The sequence below is a fragment of the Terrimicrobium sacchariphilum genome (assembly GCF_001613545.1).
GTDB lineage: Bacteria > Verrucomicrobiota > Verrucomicrobiia > Chthoniobacterales > Terrimicrobiaceae > Terrimicrobium > Terrimicrobium sacchariphilum.
On sequence record NZ_BDCO01000002.1, the window covers coordinates 2,392,555 to 2,407,752 of the forward strand.

Genomic DNA, 15,198 nt, shown 5'->3' on the forward strand with positions numbered 1-15,198 from the left:
GCCCGCTTTAGCCAAGAGATTTTCTGCGTCTTTTTATCATTTGCCGGGTTAAATCTCTGGTAAACTGTGATTTCGTGTCTCCCGGCGATGAATTTGGACGCTTCCCCCAACGATGATTCGTCGGCGGCGGAGGATGTTCAGCTCATGCTCCGTGTGCGGGACGGCGATATCGACGCCTTCGAAAGTCTGGTTGTCAAACACCAGCATAGCGTCATTGGCACGGTGGCGCGCATGATGGGAAATCCGTCGGACTCCGAGGATATCGCTCAGCAGGTCTTCATCAGAGTCTGGAAGTCGGCCGTACGCTACGAGCCGAGCGCGAAGTTCACCACATGGCTCATGACCATCACCCGCAACCTCGTCTTCAACGAATCCCGCCGCCGGAGCCGGGCCAGGGTCGTACCTTTGCATGACGATGCCGACGATGGGCCGACGGTGCAGTATGCCGACCCCGAGGCAGGCTCTCCCGCCGACGATCTTTTGGACGCAGAACTGCGTGACGCCGTCGACACCGCCATCGCGGAACTCCCCGAAAAGCACCGCCTCGCAATTATCCTGCGGCGTTATGAAAACATGGCTTACGAGGAGATCGCCAAGGTTCTCAAGACCAGCGTGCCCGCCGTGAAAAGCATCCTTTTCCGCGCCCGGGCGGACCTGAAGGCGAAACTCCAGCGTTATCTGGAGTGATCAGCCCAGACGGCCGATCTGCTGAGCGGCGCGGAATCGCTCCAACGATTGCCTCATTTCCTCGAGCTGGGTGGCATGCCCGGCGGAATGGCGTAGATTCAGCGCCTCTTCTGGATCACTGGCGAGATCGAACAGCGCTTCCTCGCCCCCGGGAAACGCCATGTATTTCCATCTCCCATCGCACACCATGAACTTGTCTGCCTGATACTGGCTGAACGTGACCGTGGGGGGATTGGCGACCAGGTCGCGACCGTCTACGCCCTCGGGGTGTGGTAGTCCCGCCAGCCCGCAGAGGGTGGGGAAGAGATCGACGAGGTTGGCAGGGGCGGAATTCACCCCGGGTTCCAGCCCGGGAGCGCGGACGAAAAGGGGAATGCGGGCGCTTCCGTCGTAGAATTTCCGCTTTTCCCAAAGCCCATGCTGGCCGAGCATGTCGCCGTGATCGGAGGCGAAAACCACGATCCACTCGTCAAGATCTTGTCCAGCCTCCTCTAGGGTGCGGATAACACGGCCCAGTCGCTGATCGGTTTTTTCAACCATCGCGTAGTATGCTGCCGTGGCACGCCGGAGGTCTTCTGGGCCGATGCCCTCGTCCTCCCCGATACGCCCCACATTCAGGGCACTCAGATCAGGTCGCGGTTGATCGGTGAAGACCGGCACTCGGTTATGGTAGTAGTGGTAAAGATCGTCCTCGGCCAGGAGCGGGAAGTGCGGCTGCTGCAGGCTGACCATCATCAGCAGCGGTGTCTCCGGAGACAGGTCATACATCCCGCCAAAGTGGATGCGAATGAAATCGCAGGCTCCCTGCACGGTATAGTCGTCGTGGATGCCCAGTGGCGAAACGCCCGGTCCCGCCTTGCGCAGATCGTCGGCTCCCTGCCACTTGCGTCGCCCGATCTGGTTGCGCTCGCCGTAGGCATCCGGCCAGCGCACCGCGGTTTCGGACCCGATGCGGTGCATCCATCCCTGCATCTGGTCCGGTCCCCGGTGATGCAGCTTGCCGCAGGCCACCGTGTAATATCCCCGCTCGGCAAACCATCGCGCAAAAGTCGGCGATCCCGGCGGGATATCGGCGAGAAATTGGGTGCAGCCCGCGCGTTGCGGATAACGTCCAGTCGCCATGCACTGGCGGGCTGGTACGCAGACCGGCGAGGGGGTGTAGGCCCGATCAAATCGCATGGCATTTGCTGCCAGTTGATCAAGATACGGCGTACGGGCGACAGGGTTCCCCGCGAAGCCAGCGACGTCGTGGCGGAACTCGTCCGCCATCAGGAACAGGATGTTCTTCACTAACCCTCCGCAGCCATGCCGAAAAGGCCGACATGCTGATTCTTGCCCTTGAGCTGGTGCTCTCCCAAGTCCTTCGCATCGGCGGGCCGTGCGGGCAGGGTGGAGATCAGGTCATGGGAGGCGACGAGCCGGTAGCCGCCCAGTTGCTTCATCACGCTCTCGATGCGGAAGACCGTATTGACCGTATCCCCGATGATGGTCGCGTCGCGCTGGGCCACGAGCCCGATGTTGCCACAGGTGACCGGGCCATGATGCAGGGCCACCGCGATGCGGAAGGGCTTGCGCTCCACGCCGGGCCAGAAGCGCTTCTGGGCTGCCTCCAGCAGGGCGAGGCCGCTCTTCATCGCGCTTTCCGCCTCGTTCTTGGCATTTTGTTCCCGCGTCCAGTAGGCGAGCACGGCATCGCCGATGAATTTATCGATCGTCCCGCCGCTGGCGTGAATGACCTCACCGGCATCGCGGAACCACTCGCCCAGCATGCGTGCGAGATGCTCCTCGGCCAGTACCTCCGACATGGTCGAGAATCCCCGGATGTCGCAAACCATCACCGCCACCACAGCGCTCTGGTCCTCGCTGGCGTCGGTTCCCGCCGCCATCGTCACTTCGTTGGCCATGTCGGCGGGAGCGTCTTCGCTCTGCTCGAAAATGATCTCGTTGTTCGTGATGCGAATCACTGCCCCATGATTCAGCAGGGTCGGCGTGATGACGCGGCGACCGTTGACGAAGGTGCCATTGCGGCTACCCAGGTCCATGATCTGGTATTGGAAGGCATTGTGACAGCGAATGATCGCGTGCTGACGCGATACATGCTGGCTGAAGTGCAGACTCACCGTGTTGTCCCGGCTGCGGCCGATCGTCGCTGTATTGCCTACGTCGACCGTGAAGGACTCGCCTTCCGCCGGGCGGATTTTCAACCTTGCTCGCATGGGGCTATAATACTCGGTTCCCGCCGGAGCGCTACTCCCGGCGACCGTTCAGGATTCGCTCCGCGTATTTGGCCAGGATGTCAAATTCCAGGTTTACAGCGTCTCCCACCTGGAGGTCGCTCAGGTTCGTGTGCGACCGGGTGTGCGGGATGATCCAGACGGCAAAGGTGGTGTCGTTTACCTCGGCGACGGTGAGACTTACGCCATTCACCCCGATGGACCCCTTGTAGGCTATATACTGGGAAAACCCTTCCGGGATCGTGACTTCAATCCGCAGATCGCCACGACGCTCGAGGAGGTCTTTGACTTCGCCGATACCATCGACGTGGCCCTGGACAAAGTGTCCTCCCAGTCGGCCGTCCGCTGCCATCGCGCGCTCCAGATTCACGGGGGACTCCGGCCGGAGTTTGCCGAGATTGGTTCGGTGGAGTGTCTCCTCGAGGAGATCGAAGGAGAGCTGGTCTTTACGATGGGCGGTGACTGTCAGGCAGCAGCCATTGACGGCGACGCTGTCCCCAGTGCGAACCGCCTTGGGAATCATGTTTGCGGCTATGGTCAACTGCACGGCATCCGTGGTGCGCCGCAGCCACTGACACTCGCCAACTTCTTCTACCAGACCAGTAAACATTGCAGCCGGGGAGAATCTCAGAGTCTGGGCCTCCGTAAACGCAAAATCGCTCCGCAATTTCATCGACTTTGTATTCATCGGGTCTCATCAAGTGCCGGTGATGATGTCGCGGCTGATTTTGGCGGGTATTTCGCTGGCACTCTGCTCCTGCGCCTCCGTTGGGGTGCGATCTGCGCAGCAGGTTTCCGAGACTTTGCCTCGCAAGGTTCCTTCGGCCATTTTCGTGAAACCGTTTGCATACTATGATCCGAATCTGGCCGTGGATCGCAGCGGGACAAAGCTGACGGACTTCCAGTACGATTTTCAGGAGAAATTCACCCGTTTCCTCACCAGTCGCCTCTCGGATGGTATCGCTCCAGCCTCTGCCATGGCGGCTACCGCTCCGCCCCGGAGGGGCAACTACTGGCTGATCACTGGCCAGTTTGACCGCGTGAGCCAGGGCAGTCGATTTCTGCGCTCTTTCGCCGGCTTTGGTCTTGGAGGGACAAAGCTCGATACGACCGTGGTGATCGCGGACATGTCCGGTCCGACACCCCGTCCATTCCTTGTGATTCGGACCTCGGGAGGGTCGAATGCCGTACCTCTCCTGCTGGGGTTACCTCGCTCTGGCCTGACATTTGACGCCCAGCGCACCGCTCGCGAGGTTACGGCGGCAATTTCCGAGTTTCTCTACCAGCAAGGGGCGGTTCCCTACGAATATGCCGTCGCGCCCCGGAGGCTCTCGGAGACAGCCCCGGCAAGGTATGATCCTCGTGCCTGGGTGCATCCGTCCGCGCCATAGTCTTGCATAGGGCGGTGTGCTGTGCTCGTACTTGAGCTGCCATGATTCTCTCGAAGAATTCTCATGTGCTGTTCTATGGAGACAGCATCACCGATTGTGGCCGCAATCGGGACGACATCAACTCTCTCGGCGGCGGCTACGCCTTTCTCATCGCCGGTCGACTCCAGTCGGCCTACCCGGGATGGAATCTCAAGTTCACCAACAAGGGCATCGGCGGTAACCGCGTCTTTGATCTCGAGGAACGCCTGGAAAAAGACGTTCTCGCCCTCAAGCCCGACGTCGTTTCCATCCTCATTGGGATCAACGACACCTGGCGCCGCTACGACAGCAATGTGGTCTCGCAGATCGACGAATTCCAGGCCTCCTACGACCGGATTCTCACCCGCATCACCACGGAGCTTACTTCCCGCGTCATCCTGCTCGAGCCCTTCCTCCTGCCCGTGCCGGAGGATCGCAAAAAGTGGCGTGAGGATCTCGATCCCCGCATCACCGCCGTTCGCGAACTTGCCTGGAAGTACAAGGTGCCCTATGTCGCCCTCGATGGCATCTTTGCCACCGCCGCCACCATGGCTCCTGCCGATTATTGGCTGCCGGATGGCGTGCATCCCAGCCTTGCAGGCCATGGCCTGATCTCCTCAGCCTGGATTCGCGCGATCAAGAACTGATCACTTCCAGCTGACCGTTCCGACCTGGGGGTCCCATTCCGCAACCGGAGTGCGGACCCCGAATGGTTTTTGCACCGCGTGTAGCAAGGCGGCCGGTGCCTGGTCGATTCTCAACGGCAGGCGATTCGCCTCATACGGACGGTTGGCGACTGTCGTCCACAGCAACCCGACCAAGGTAAGTGCGATGCCGGCCACGACGACTCCTCCTCCCAGCCCAAAGGCAAGCCCGAGGATGCTGTCGATCACGTTGGATTCAGTATCCTTCTGGTTACGTTTCCGGATATTGACCGCAAGGCACGCCAGAAGGGCTCCCACCGCAAAAAGGATGACGAATACGGCGGATGTCACCAGCCCCGGGGATGCGGGAATGATCGGAGTCAGGCGGGTTGCCACTGGCGACCAGAGACGCTCGGCAAAGATCGTGGCGAGGGCGATGCCCACTACGTACTGAATCACGACATAGGCTCCATGACGCCAACCGAGGAAGGCGCCGACTAGAATCGGAAGGAGACTGACGAGAAAGATGATGAATTCAGTAGCCATGATGTTCTAGACAGCCTGGAGGACTTCTTCCACGGTGGTGATGCCCATAAGGACCTTGAGCGCGCCATCCTGTCGGTAGCTGCGGAAGCCCCGCTCCTCGGCCATCGAAAGGAACGTTGCTTCATCGACGTCGTCTCCGACGGCTTTACGTAAATCGTCGTCGAGCACGAGGAGTTCGAAAAGGCCGGTCCGTCCTTTGAAGCCCGTGCCGTTGCACTCGGGACAGCCTTGTGATCGGTAGATGGCCGTTCCAGGGTCAAAGCTGAACCCGATGGAGGCAAGTTCCTCGCCCTCGCACGCGATTTCCTCCCGGCATGCCGGACAGAGGACTCGTACGAGGCGCTGCCCGACGATCATGAGGAGCGCCGTGCCGAGTTTGTAGCGCTCCAATCCCATGTCTTTGAGGCGGGCCAGCGTGCCCGGCGCATCCTTGGTATGCAGCGTGCTGAGAACGAGATGGCCTGTCAGTGCGGCACTCACCGCGACCTGCGCCGCCTCGGCGTCACGCATTTCACCGACCAGGATGACGTCGGGGTCCTGTCGCAGGATCGAGCGCAACCCGCTTTCATACGTCACTCCGGCTTTGATATTCACCGCGATCTGCGTCGCTCCGACGAGTTCGTACTCGGCCGGGTCCTCGATGGTCATGATGTTGATGCGCGCAGCGTCAAGCTGGCGCAGCGCGGCGTAGAGAGTGGATGTCTTGCCTGATCCTGTGGGTCCGGTGGCCAGGATCATTCCGTTTCGAGAGTGAATTACCTGCTGGAAGGTCTCGAGCATTTCGGGCGACATGCCGAGCGCCGTCAGATCAAAAATCCCCCGGCTGTGATCAAGCACCCGGATGACGATTTTTTCACCATGAATGGAGTTGGCGGTGGCGACGCGGAAATCCACCCCGGCTCCGCCCAGGCGTGCGCGGAACCGCCCGTCCTGCGCTTTGCGCTTCTCCGAGATATCGATCTGCGCCAGAGATTTGATGGCGGTGACGATGCGCCGTCCATCCTCGGTGGCGAAGGCGAATCTCTCATGCATGATACCGTCGAGGCGGAACCTCACCCTGTATTCCTCGCTGCCCGGCTCAATGTGGATATCGCTGGCACGTTGATCGAGCGCCGTCTCGAGGATGTCGCTGGCCAGGTCGAGTCCGGAGGAAAGGTCGCCCTTCTTTTTGAGCTTCAACGCCTTTTGGTCCTCATCAAGGAACTCGATCGTTCGTGAAACCCGGTGCTTCGGAGCGGTATCGAGGGGTTTGTTCTGCTGTCGGAGTTTTGCGATAAACGTCGACCATGGGGACCAACGGGTGCCTCGCTTGGGCAGGAAGGGCAGCATCGCGATATATAATCCGTAGAGGATCGAGCCGAGGATCGGCAGCACGATCGCGACATTCGTCCACATCCCCGGGTCCACTCTCCGATGTTCCAGCGAACGCCGCACCCACTGGAGACTGTAGATCCAGATAGCAGTGAGTAGAAACAGGGCTGCGATTGCGACATCGGCTTTCCACTGGGGATGCGGTGCGGCAATCGCTGTAGTCGTCGAAACGACCGGTGTTGGCGTGGGAGTCGGAGCGACCTTCAGTCGATCCTGGATTTGTTGCACTTCGGGCACCATCCCAGGAACGACTTCATCCGGAGTTGCGCTTGGGGCCACCGTAGCGGTCGGGGTGGGAGAAGCTGACTTGTTGACGGGAGTGGGTACGGCCTTGGCAGGTCCGGGCGCTTTGCCATTGATCGATTTGATTGCTTGCCGGGGAAACTCTGCCACTCCCTTGGGCATGTGGACGATGACGTGGGTCTCTGTGAGAACCGTACGCACATCGTGCATTTTCGTTCCGTCCTGGAATACCACCTCGTCAGCAAAGAGGGCTGCATGTCCCAGAATCAGGGCTGCCAGAATGAGTGCGCCGGTGAGCCGACGTGAAATTGCCACGTTGGGGCGTATAGACTTGGGAAGGTTGTCGAGTCAAGTCGCAGCGCTCGCTCCCTGGCGGGATGATTGCGCCGCAGTCGAGGGCGGGTTGTATCAGCCTGACGCTGTGGCGATTATGGCAGACGCTCAACCGCCCGCCTTTTCCCCGCGGACGGGCGGGTGGTCCGAGAAAGAAAATAATCTCCGGAGCTTGGGAATTCTACGTAACCGATGAGACGTCAGCCTTGGGGCGTCGCGCCACGATGTACCGGGCGATGCTCGCTTCGAGATCGGCTTTACGGTAGGGCTTCGTCAGGTAGTCGTTCATTCCCGCGATTTGGCATTTTAGCCGATCGTCGGGCATTGCGGCGGCCGTGAGGGCGGATATCCAGGTTTTCTTTCCTGCGGCTCGCAGGCGGGCGGTCGTTTCAAATCCATCCAGACCGGGCATCTGCACATCCATGAAAATCAGGTCATATTCCTCACGTTCACACGCTTCAAGGCACTCGAAACCATCCCCGACCAAGGTGGCGGAATATCCAAGGGACAGGAGCATGCGCGAGATCACCTTGCGATTGATGGCATTGTCTTCCGCCACGAGGATCTTCAAGGAGGGATGGGCGGCGAGTTCTGTCTTGGCGTCTCGCGCTACAGGCGTTGCCACAGGTTCGCTCTCCGGCGTTTCCGTCAGCTTCAATGGCAGGGTGAAGGAGAAACAGGACCCGCGTCCGGGTTCGCTCATGACGGTGAGTTTCCCTCCCATGAGCTCTACGACACGGGCCGATATGGCGAGGCCGAGCCCTGTCCCGCCGTAGCGTCGAGTGGTCGAGGAGTCTGCCTGGCTGAAAGGCTTGAAAAGGCGAGCCAACGCATCCTTGTCGATGCCGATGCCCGAGTCGAGGATCTCGATCTTGATGTGATCGGGACGGTCCGAAGGGGGGGCGCTCTCGGCCGGAGTCACGCGGAGTTCCACCCAGCCGCGCTCCGTGAATTTGACCGCATTGCCGACAAGGTTGAGCAACACCTGCCGGAACCGGGTGCTGTCTCCCAGGATTTGATCTGGCACCTTGGGATCGATCTGTGCCGAAAGGGCGATCTCCTTGGCGATGGCCGTAGGCAGATTCAGGCTGATAACCTCCGAGGCGCATTGGCGGATCGAGAACGGGCGGTGCTCCAGTTCCACCCGGCTGCTTTCCATCTTGGAAAAATCGAGAATGTCATTCAGCAGTCGCAGCAGGGTATCTCCGCAGCCTTTCACCGTTTCCACATATTCCCTTTGCAGCTCGGTCAGCGTGGTTTCTCCGAGCAATTGGGCGAATCCGATGACGCCATTCATGGGCGTGCGGATTTCATGGCTCATGACCGCAAGGAACTCGCTCTTGGCGCGATCTGCCGCCTCCGCCGCCTCCTTGGCTGCAATGATCTCCTGCTCGGCTTTTCTCCGTGCGGTAATGTTGGTCAAGGTCCCGCTGATACCCGTCTGGCGGCCGGTCGAGTCGTAACGCTGACGCCAGTCGGCCTCGACCCATATCTCAATGCCTGTCGATCCGACGATGCGGAACGGAGCGGTATCCGGTTTGCCGCCATTCCATGCTCGCAGGACACGTTCCCTATCCTCCGGCCAGATAAACGGATCGATCGGTCGTCCGAGACAGTTGGTGATTCGGTAGCCGGTGTTTTCCTCCCAGGCGGGATTGAGGAACATCCAGTGCCCGTTCTGATTTGTCTGAAAGACGATCTGATCCAGCCCTTCGACGAGTTCGCGGTATTTTTTCTCGCTAAATGCCAACTCTCTTTGTGCGTGCTTGATCTTCCGGAGATCGTGCCAGACGACCAGCATGATTTCCTCGCCCGCGATGGTGAGGTGGGTATTGGTGACATCGACCGGGATCAATTCGCCGGAAATGTGCTTTTTGTAGCTTTCGAATCGGTGCAGCCCGCGGAACACCGTGGTGTCCCAGGAGGCGGTCTCATCGAGATCAGGCCAGTGGGTGGCCAGTGGTTGCCGGAGCACGTCGGCCTTTGTCTCCAGGCCGAGCATCTCGACGGTTGCCTGATTGCAATCGATGACCTTGTGGCGAGCGACCAGCATATGCGGGTCGGTGGATGCTTCAAAGACTGTCCGAAAACGCTCGTCGCTCACCTTTCGCTGCGTGACGTTGAGGAGAGTGCCGTCGACCAGCAGCGGAGCGCCTGCCGAATCTCGCAAGATGACGCAACGGTCGTGAAGCCAGAGGTAGTGTCCGTCGGCATGGCGGAAGCGATACTCCCCATCATAGGAGTTTGCTTTGCCTTTTACTGCCGCCATGAATGCGGTCACTTCGCGCGCACGGTCGTCAGGATGGAGGAAGCCGAACCACTCTTCCGTCTTTTGCGGCATCTCGCCGGGTTTATAGCCGAGAAGGACTTCGGTTTCTCCTTCCCAGAGGATTTCGTCGCGGCGTTGATCGGTGGCAAAGTTATGCCGGTAGATAATCTGTCCCAGGGATTGGATGACGCGCCGGTCGCGCTCTTCCAAGTCGGCCTTTTCCTTGGTTGCCTGCCATTTTGCCTGTTCGTGACGCCGAGCCTGTCGGGCATGCCACCAGACGAGCACGCCCAGCAGCATTCCGGTCAAGGCGGAGATCACCGAGGAAAGGAAACCGGTCTTCTTCAGGTCCGAGAGTCGGCTCTCATAATCGGCCACGCTCATATCGATCCCGAGCGAAGCGACAACCTTCCCCTGCGAGTCCCGGATGGGGGCGAGTGCCGAGAGGAACGTGCCGTATTCATCGGTGAACGCCTTTTGGCTGACAAAGTTTTGCCCCTTTCTTACAGCCTGTACCTCGGCTGCATCCTCATTCGGCGAGAAGCTGCTGTAAGGTTCCAGAAAGCCGGATGGCTTCATGGGGCGGGAGAACTGGAGTGCTTTCGCGGAGGTAGCCGTATCGAGGACGAAGTAGAGCTGCCCGTCCTTTTCGACGAGAGTGTAGAGGTAGGCGATTTCCGGCGCCCTCCGGTGAAATTTCACCAGAGGAGCAATGAGTTTCTCATAGGCTGCCGGATCGACCTTTCCGTTCTGCACCATTTCCTCGTGGGCATCGCCATCCACCAAACCTGCTGCGGTTCGAGCGGTTCGCTCCAGGCTGTCCTTGATCGTGATGCGCTGCTGGCGCAGCGCCTCGATATCCATCAGGAGAAGGCTCGACAGTGCGATGACAAACACGGCGAGTCCCGCCAGTATCCCATCCCGGACAGGGATGGAGATCCGGGGAAATAGGTGTTTTTTGCCGTGGTCTGAAGACGAACCCACTCGCGGAGAATAGGCACACATTAGGCAATTTCCAACGTAAACATGCAACGTTTCACGAGAGTTCCCTCTTCAAAGTCTCGCAGGAATCGACTAGGTCACCGGGTGGAATGATCGCGATCTCGATTGAATCCCTGACCAAGCGGTTCGGAAGCCACGCAGCACTTGACGATGTTTCGCTGCGGATCGAACCCGGGGAGCTGTTTTTCCTCCTGGGCCCGAGCGGGTGTGGAAAGACGACATTGCTGCGTACGATCGCCGGTTTTGTCACTCCCGATGCGGGCAGGGTGCTTTTTGATCGTGAAGATGTCACGAAGCTGCCAGTGCACAAGCGGCGCACCGGCATGATGTTCCAGAGCTATGCTCTCTGGCCTCATCTCTCGGTGGCGCGCAATGTGGCATTTGGCCTGGAAGAGCAGGGAGTGCCTGCTGCGGAGCGGGAAAAGCGTGTTCGCGAAGCCCTCGCTTCGGTCCGGATGGACTCCTATGCCGAACGCAAGATCGGCCAGCTCTCCGGCGGCCAGCAACAGCGGGTGGCTCTGGCGCGAGCGCTTGTGGTACGCCCACGCGCCTTGCTGCTTGATGAGCCGCTCTCCAATCTCGATGCCAAGCTGCGCCTGGAAATGCGCTCGGAAATTCGCCGGGTCTGCAAGGAGTTTGGACTCACGGCTGTCTATGTGACTCATGATCAGAAGGAAGCTCTGTCCGTGGCAGACCGCCTCGCTGTGATGTCGGAGGGGCGCATTGCCCAGATCGGTTGTCCCGAGGAGGTTTACCGCCGTCCACATTCCCGGCTAGTGGCGGAGTTCATCGGAGAAACCAACATTCTTCGCGGCAAGGTTGTGTCGCGGGCGGGGGAGGAAATGCTGGTCGCCACCGCGGCGGGAAAGTTTTCGGCGCGGGCGACCGGTGTCCTGAGGACGACGGCTGAGGAGGGCGTGTTGGTCTCCATCCGTCCTGAGGGCTGGAGGATTTCCGATACCGGCGGCGAGAACTCGATTCCCGCCGTCCTGCGGTCGACAATGTATCTTGGCGAGTTTGCCCAGCATGAGTTTACAGCCGGAGGAGAGGCGCTCAAGGCTTTGGAGCTTAATCCTCATCTGGCACACCGCGTGATCGGTCGGCAGTATTTTCTCGAGCCGCTCGATGCCGTGGTTCTCAACGACACGCCATGAAGAATCTTTTCGCCATCGGGGTGGTCATTGCCGTCTTGGCGCTACCGTTCGTTTTGCGTCCAAAGCAGAATCTGCTGGCGGCCGCGGACGATACTCTCGTTCTTATCAGCCCTCATAACGAGGCGATTCGCTATGAGTTCACCAGGGCTTTTTCCGAGAGCTATCATCGCGAGACGGGCCGCACCGTCCGGCTCGACTGGCGTACCCCTGGCGGTGGCAGCGAGATCGCACGCTATATCAAGAGCGAGTTCTACAACTCCTTTGAGAACTACTGGCGCTCGCTCGGCCGTGCCTGGACTCCCGAGGTCATCGGAGGTTTCGACAATCCCAGGATGACTCCGGCGGCCAGTCCAGCAGAGGACTTTCCAGCGCAGGCTGCCCGGCGGAGCTTTCTGGACTCCAGCGTGGGCATCGGCATCGATATCATGTTTGGAGGCGGTTCGTTTGATTTCATCCAGCAGGCGGACGCTGGTCGGCTCGTCGCGGGTGATGTCATGCGGCGTCACCCGGAGTGGTTTTCGGAAAACTCCATCCCGCAGTCGGTCTCGGGCGAGATATTTTATGACCCGAAGGGACGCTGGATCGGGGCAGCTCTCTCGTCATTCGGCATTTGTTACAACAGGGATTCCCTGCGCCGTCTCGGGGTGATGCAGCCTCCGACCGGGTGGGAGAATCTGGCCGATCCTGTGTACCGGAACGAGGTGGCATTGACAGATCCCTCCAAAAGCGGTTCCGCCGCCAAGGCCTTTGAAATGATCCTCCAGCAAAAGATGCAGCAAGCCGGGGAGGATCGGCTAGGCGACGGGTGGGCTGCCGGACTCAACCTTATTCAAGCTGCGGCCGCCAACGCCAGGTATTTCACCGATGCCGCGGGCCGCGTGCCCATGGACGTCGCGGCTGGCGATGCGGCCATTGGGATGTGTATTGACTTTTATGGTCGATTCCAGAGCGAATACATTGCAGCGCCTGATGGCGAATCCCGGCTGGTCTATGTCACGCCCTCGGGCGGGTCATCTGTCGGAGTCGACCCCATAGCGATTTTACGAGGCGCTCCGAATCGAGCCGTTGCGGAGCGATTCGTTGAGTTTGTGCTTTCGATTGAGGGGCAGAAACTATGGAATTTCCGAGTTGGCACTCCGGGCGGCCCGCAGAAGTACGCCCTCCGCCGTCTTCCGATTCGCAAGGAATTGTACGCGCCGGAGTACACGGCATTTCGTTCCGATCCCACCGTCTTTCCTTATGAGGATGCCCGCCTCTTCACATATCACGCCGCCTGGACCGCTCCGCTCTTCCGGGCGATTGGCTTGATCGTGAAGGTTATGACGCAGGACAGTCACGATGAACTCGCCGACGCTTGGAAAGCGCTTATCGCGGCAGGGTTCCCGCCAGAGGCGACCCAGAGGTTCTACGATGTCAGTTTGGTGGATTACTCTGTGGCCAGGGAAAAGCTGCGGCCCATACTTTCCTCGCCGGACCGGATCGCCGAGGTCGCGCTGACTCGCGAACTGACCGATGCATTCCGGCGGCAATATCGCGAGGCGGCGCAACTCGCCAGGGAGGGAAAATGAGCCGCGCCACCGCCATCGCTGTTTTCGGATTCAGCGTTCTGTTTTTCTTCTTTTTTTTCCTCTGGCCCATCGGCGAGACCGTCCGGGGAGCATTTGCCACGCCTGGGCAGGGGTTCACGCTGGACTATATCTTCGAGGTTTTTCGGAATCCGGTGTATGTGGAGGGATTGGTCAATGCGCTGATCCTGGCGATCGCCAGCACGGCGCTGACTTTGATGATCGCCCTGCCGCTTGCCCTCGTCTCGGATCGCTTCCTCTTTCCGGGGAGAACCCTGCTCTCGGCACTCGTGCTCGTACCGATGATCCTGCCTCCCTTTGTGGGAGCCATTGGCGTGCGGCAGATCCTCGGCCAGCAGGGCGCGTTGAATGCCTTGCTGGAGAGCCTGGGGCTTGTCAACGAAGCCGTTCCGGTTGACTGGCTGGGGCAGGGGAGATTCTGGGGCGTTGTCATCATGAACGCCCTGCATCTTTACCCGGTGCTGTTTCTTAACATCACGGCGGCCCTCTCCAATGTCGATCCCGCCATGGAGGAGGCGGCGGAGAATCTCGGGTGCACGGGAGTGAGGAAGTTCCGGCGTATCACGCTACCTCTCATCATGCCGGGAGTATTTGCCGGCGGAGCCATCGTCTTTATCTGGGCGTTTACCGAACTCGGCGTGCCTTTGATGTTTGAGTACACGAGGGTAACTCCGGTGCAGATTTTTTACGGTATTCGTGACATCTCGGGGAATCCTTTTCCCTATGCTCTGGTGGTCGTGATGCTGGCATCTACCGTGCTATTGTATGCGGCGAGTCGCTATGTTCTCGGCAATAGTGCGCATGGGATGATGCCCAAGGCCACCAGCCAGGGCGGCCCCCGACCGGTCAGGAGGGTGGCTGCATGGGGATGCACCGCACTCTTCGGCGGCGTCACTGCGCTGGCGTTGCTGCCACACATCGGCGTGATCCTGACCGCCTTCTCGTCCAACTGGTACGGCACCATTCTGCCCGCAAGCTGGACGCTGGAGCACTTCGAGGGTGCTCTGGGCCACAGCCTGACGCTTCTTTCGATCCAGAACAGCCTGAAATATGCCTCGCTGGCCACGATCCTCGACGTCGTGCTCGGGATCGGAATCGCCTACGTTGTGACCCGGACAAAGTTGCCAGGTCGCGGTTTTCTCGATGCCATGGCGATGCTTCCACTGGCCGTTCCCGGGCTGGTGCTGGCATTTGGATATCTTGCGATGACCCAGCCGGGAAAGACTTTCGAGTTTCTCAATCCGCTCGTCGATCCTCTGGCCATTATCGTCATCGCCTATGCCGTCCGGCGTCTGCCTTATGTCGTTCGCTCCGTGGCGGCGGGGTTGCAGCAAACCAGCGTGACCCTGGAGGAGGCTGCGCAGAATCTCGGAGCCTCTCCGCTCCGCGCTTTGCGCCGAGTGACGTTACCGCTCATCCTCGCCAATGTCCTCGCCGGCGGGCTGCTCGCATTCTCCTTTGCCATGCTGGAGGTAAGCGATTCACTTATCCTTGCCCAGCGGATGAAGGATTATCCGATCACAAAGGCCATTTTCGAGCTATACCAACTCCTCGGGGAAGGCCCGTACCTGGCTTGTGCCCTCGGCGTCTGGGCAATGCTGTTCCTCGCCGCCACTGTATTTGCGGCCAATCTTCTTCTCGGAAAGAAGTTGGGAGGCATGTTCCGGCTCTAGCGGCGTGAAGGGAAGGCCTGGTCTCGCCCTCCATTTCACTTGCCGCG

The 15,198-nt window shown here is 59.8% G+C and carries 12 protein-coding genes; 6 read left to right on the plus strand and 6 right to left on the minus strand.

Going from position 1 to position 15,198, the window contains the following annotated elements; translation table 11 throughout:
* Window positions 1-87: 87 nt before the first annotated feature.
* Entirely contained in the window at window positions 88-687 is a 600-nt protein-coding gene (locus tag TSACC_RS11195) for an RNA polymerase sigma factor (RefSeq protein WP_075079374.1), read from the plus strand.
* On the opposite strand, the gene TSACC_RS11200 is transcribed toward TSACC_RS11195, so the two are convergent.
* From TSACC_RS11200 to TSACC_RS11210, 3 genes are read right to left on the minus strand one after another with little or no spacing between them, the layout of a single operon-like run.
* A complete protein-coding gene (locus TSACC_RS11200; RefSeq protein ID WP_075079375.1) occupies window positions 688-1,977 on the minus strand; it encodes a sulfatase-like hydrolase/transferase in 1,290 nt (429 codons plus the stop codon).
* A complete protein-coding gene (locus TSACC_RS11205) occupies window positions 1,977-2,903 on the minus strand; it encodes an adenylate/guanylate cyclase domain-containing protein (protein WP_084400398.1) in 927 nt (308 codons plus the stop codon). Before TSACC_RS11205 ends, TSACC_RS11200 begins: the two co-directional genes overlap by 1 nt.
* Before the next feature lie 31 nt (window positions 2,904-2,934).
* Entirely contained in the window at window positions 2,935-3,594 is a 660-nt protein-coding gene (locus TSACC_RS11210; RefSeq protein ID WP_202815953.1) for a riboflavin synthase, read from the minus strand.
* A 160-nt stretch (window positions 3,595-3,754) separates the two neighbouring features.
* On the opposite strand from TSACC_RS11210, the gene TSACC_RS11215 reads away from it, so the two are divergent.
* Both TSACC_RS11215 and TSACC_RS11220 read left to right on the plus strand, forming a co-directional pair.
* Window positions 3,755-4,312, plus strand: coding sequence for a DUF4410 domain-containing protein (locus TSACC_RS11215; protein ID WP_169809616.1), 558 nt, complete (start codon window positions 3,755-3,757; stop codon window positions 4,310-4,312).
* A 41-nt stretch (window positions 4,313-4,353) separates the two neighbouring features.
* Complete coding sequence (locus tag TSACC_RS11220; RefSeq protein ID WP_075079378.1) at window positions 4,354-4,977, plus strand: SGNH/GDSL hydrolase family protein; 624 nt, start codon at window positions 4,354-4,356, stop codon at window positions 4,975-4,977.
* Here the strand turns inward: TSACC_RS11220 and TSACC_RS11225 are convergent, their stop codons facing one another.
* From TSACC_RS11225 to TSACC_RS11235, 3 genes are all read right to left on the minus strand, one after another.
* The gene (locus TSACC_RS11225) at window positions 4,978-5,520 is read right to left on the minus strand and encodes a CvpA family protein (protein ID WP_075079379.1); all 543 of its coding nucleotides are present in this window, start codon (window positions 5,518-5,520) and stop codon (window positions 4,978-4,980) included.
* Between the two features lie 6 nt (window positions 5,521-5,526).
* Window positions 5,527-7,449: a GspE/PulE family protein gene (locus TSACC_RS11230; RefSeq protein ID WP_075079380.1), complete on the minus strand. Its 1,923-nt coding sequence runs from the start codon at window positions 7,447-7,449 to the stop codon at window positions 5,527-5,529.
* Between the two features lie 199 nt (window positions 7,450-7,648).
* Complete coding sequence (locus TSACC_RS11235; RefSeq protein WP_084400399.1) at window positions 7,649-10,741, minus strand: PAS domain-containing protein; 3,093 nt, start codon at window positions 10,739-10,741, stop codon at window positions 7,649-7,651.
* 86 nt (window positions 10,742-10,827) lie between these two features.
* Here TSACC_RS11235 and TSACC_RS11240 point away from each other — a divergent pair, with 86 nt between their 5' ends.
* From TSACC_RS11240 to TSACC_RS11250, 3 genes are read left to right on the plus strand one after another with little or no spacing between them, the layout of a single operon-like run.
* Entirely contained in the window at window positions 10,828-11,892 is a 1,065-nt protein-coding gene (locus tag TSACC_RS11240; protein WP_075079382.1) for an ABC transporter ATP-binding protein, read from the plus strand.
* On the plus strand, window positions 11,889-13,460 hold the full coding sequence (locus TSACC_RS11245; protein WP_075079383.1) for an ABC transporter substrate-binding protein: 1,572 nt from the start codon (window positions 11,889-11,891) through the stop codon (window positions 13,458-13,460). Before TSACC_RS11240 ends, TSACC_RS11245 begins: the two co-directional genes overlap by 4 nt.
* Complete coding sequence (locus TSACC_RS11250) at window positions 13,457-15,151, plus strand: ABC transporter permease (RefSeq protein ID WP_174548591.1); 1,695 nt, start codon at window positions 13,457-13,459, stop codon at window positions 15,149-15,151. Before TSACC_RS11245 ends, TSACC_RS11250 begins: the two co-directional genes overlap by 4 nt.
* Window positions 15,152-15,198 lie beyond the last annotated feature (47 nt).

Bases quoted from the DNA above. Each gene is read 5' to 3' on its own strand.
- TSACC_RS11195 (WP_075079374.1), top strand. From the start codon at position 88: ATGAATTTGGACGCTTCCCCCAACGATGATTCGTCGGCGGCGGAGGAT.
- TSACC_RS11205 (WP_084400398.1), bottom strand. From the start codon at position 2,903: ATGCGAGCAAGGTTGAAAATCCGCCCGGCGGAAGGCGAGTCCTTCACG.
- TSACC_RS11210 (WP_202815953.1), bottom strand. From the start codon at position 3,594: ATGAAATTGCGGAGCGATTTTGCGTTTACGGAGGCCCAGACTCTGAGA.
- TSACC_RS11220 (WP_075079378.1), top strand. From the start codon at position 4,354: ATGATTCTCTCGAAGAATTCTCATGTGCTGTTCTATGGAGACAGCATC.
- TSACC_RS11225 (WP_075079379.1), bottom strand. From the start codon at position 5,520: ATGGCTACTGAATTCATCATCTTTCTCGTCAGTCTCCTTCCGATTCTA.
- TSACC_RS11235 (WP_084400399.1), bottom strand. From the start codon at position 10,741: ATGTGTGCCTATTCTCCGCGAGTGGGTTCGTCTTCAGACCACGGCAAA.
- TSACC_RS11240 (WP_075079382.1), top strand. From the start codon at position 10,828: ATGATCGCGATCTCGATTGAATCCCTGACCAAGCGGTTCGGAAGCCAC.
- TSACC_RS11245 (WP_075079383.1), top strand. From the start codon at position 11,889: ATGAAGAATCTTTTCGCCATCGGGGTGGTCATTGCCGTCTTGGCGCTA.
- TSACC_RS11250 (WP_174548591.1), top strand. From the start codon at position 13,457: ATGAGCCGCGCCACCGCCATCGCTGTTTTCGGATTCAGCGTTCTGTTT.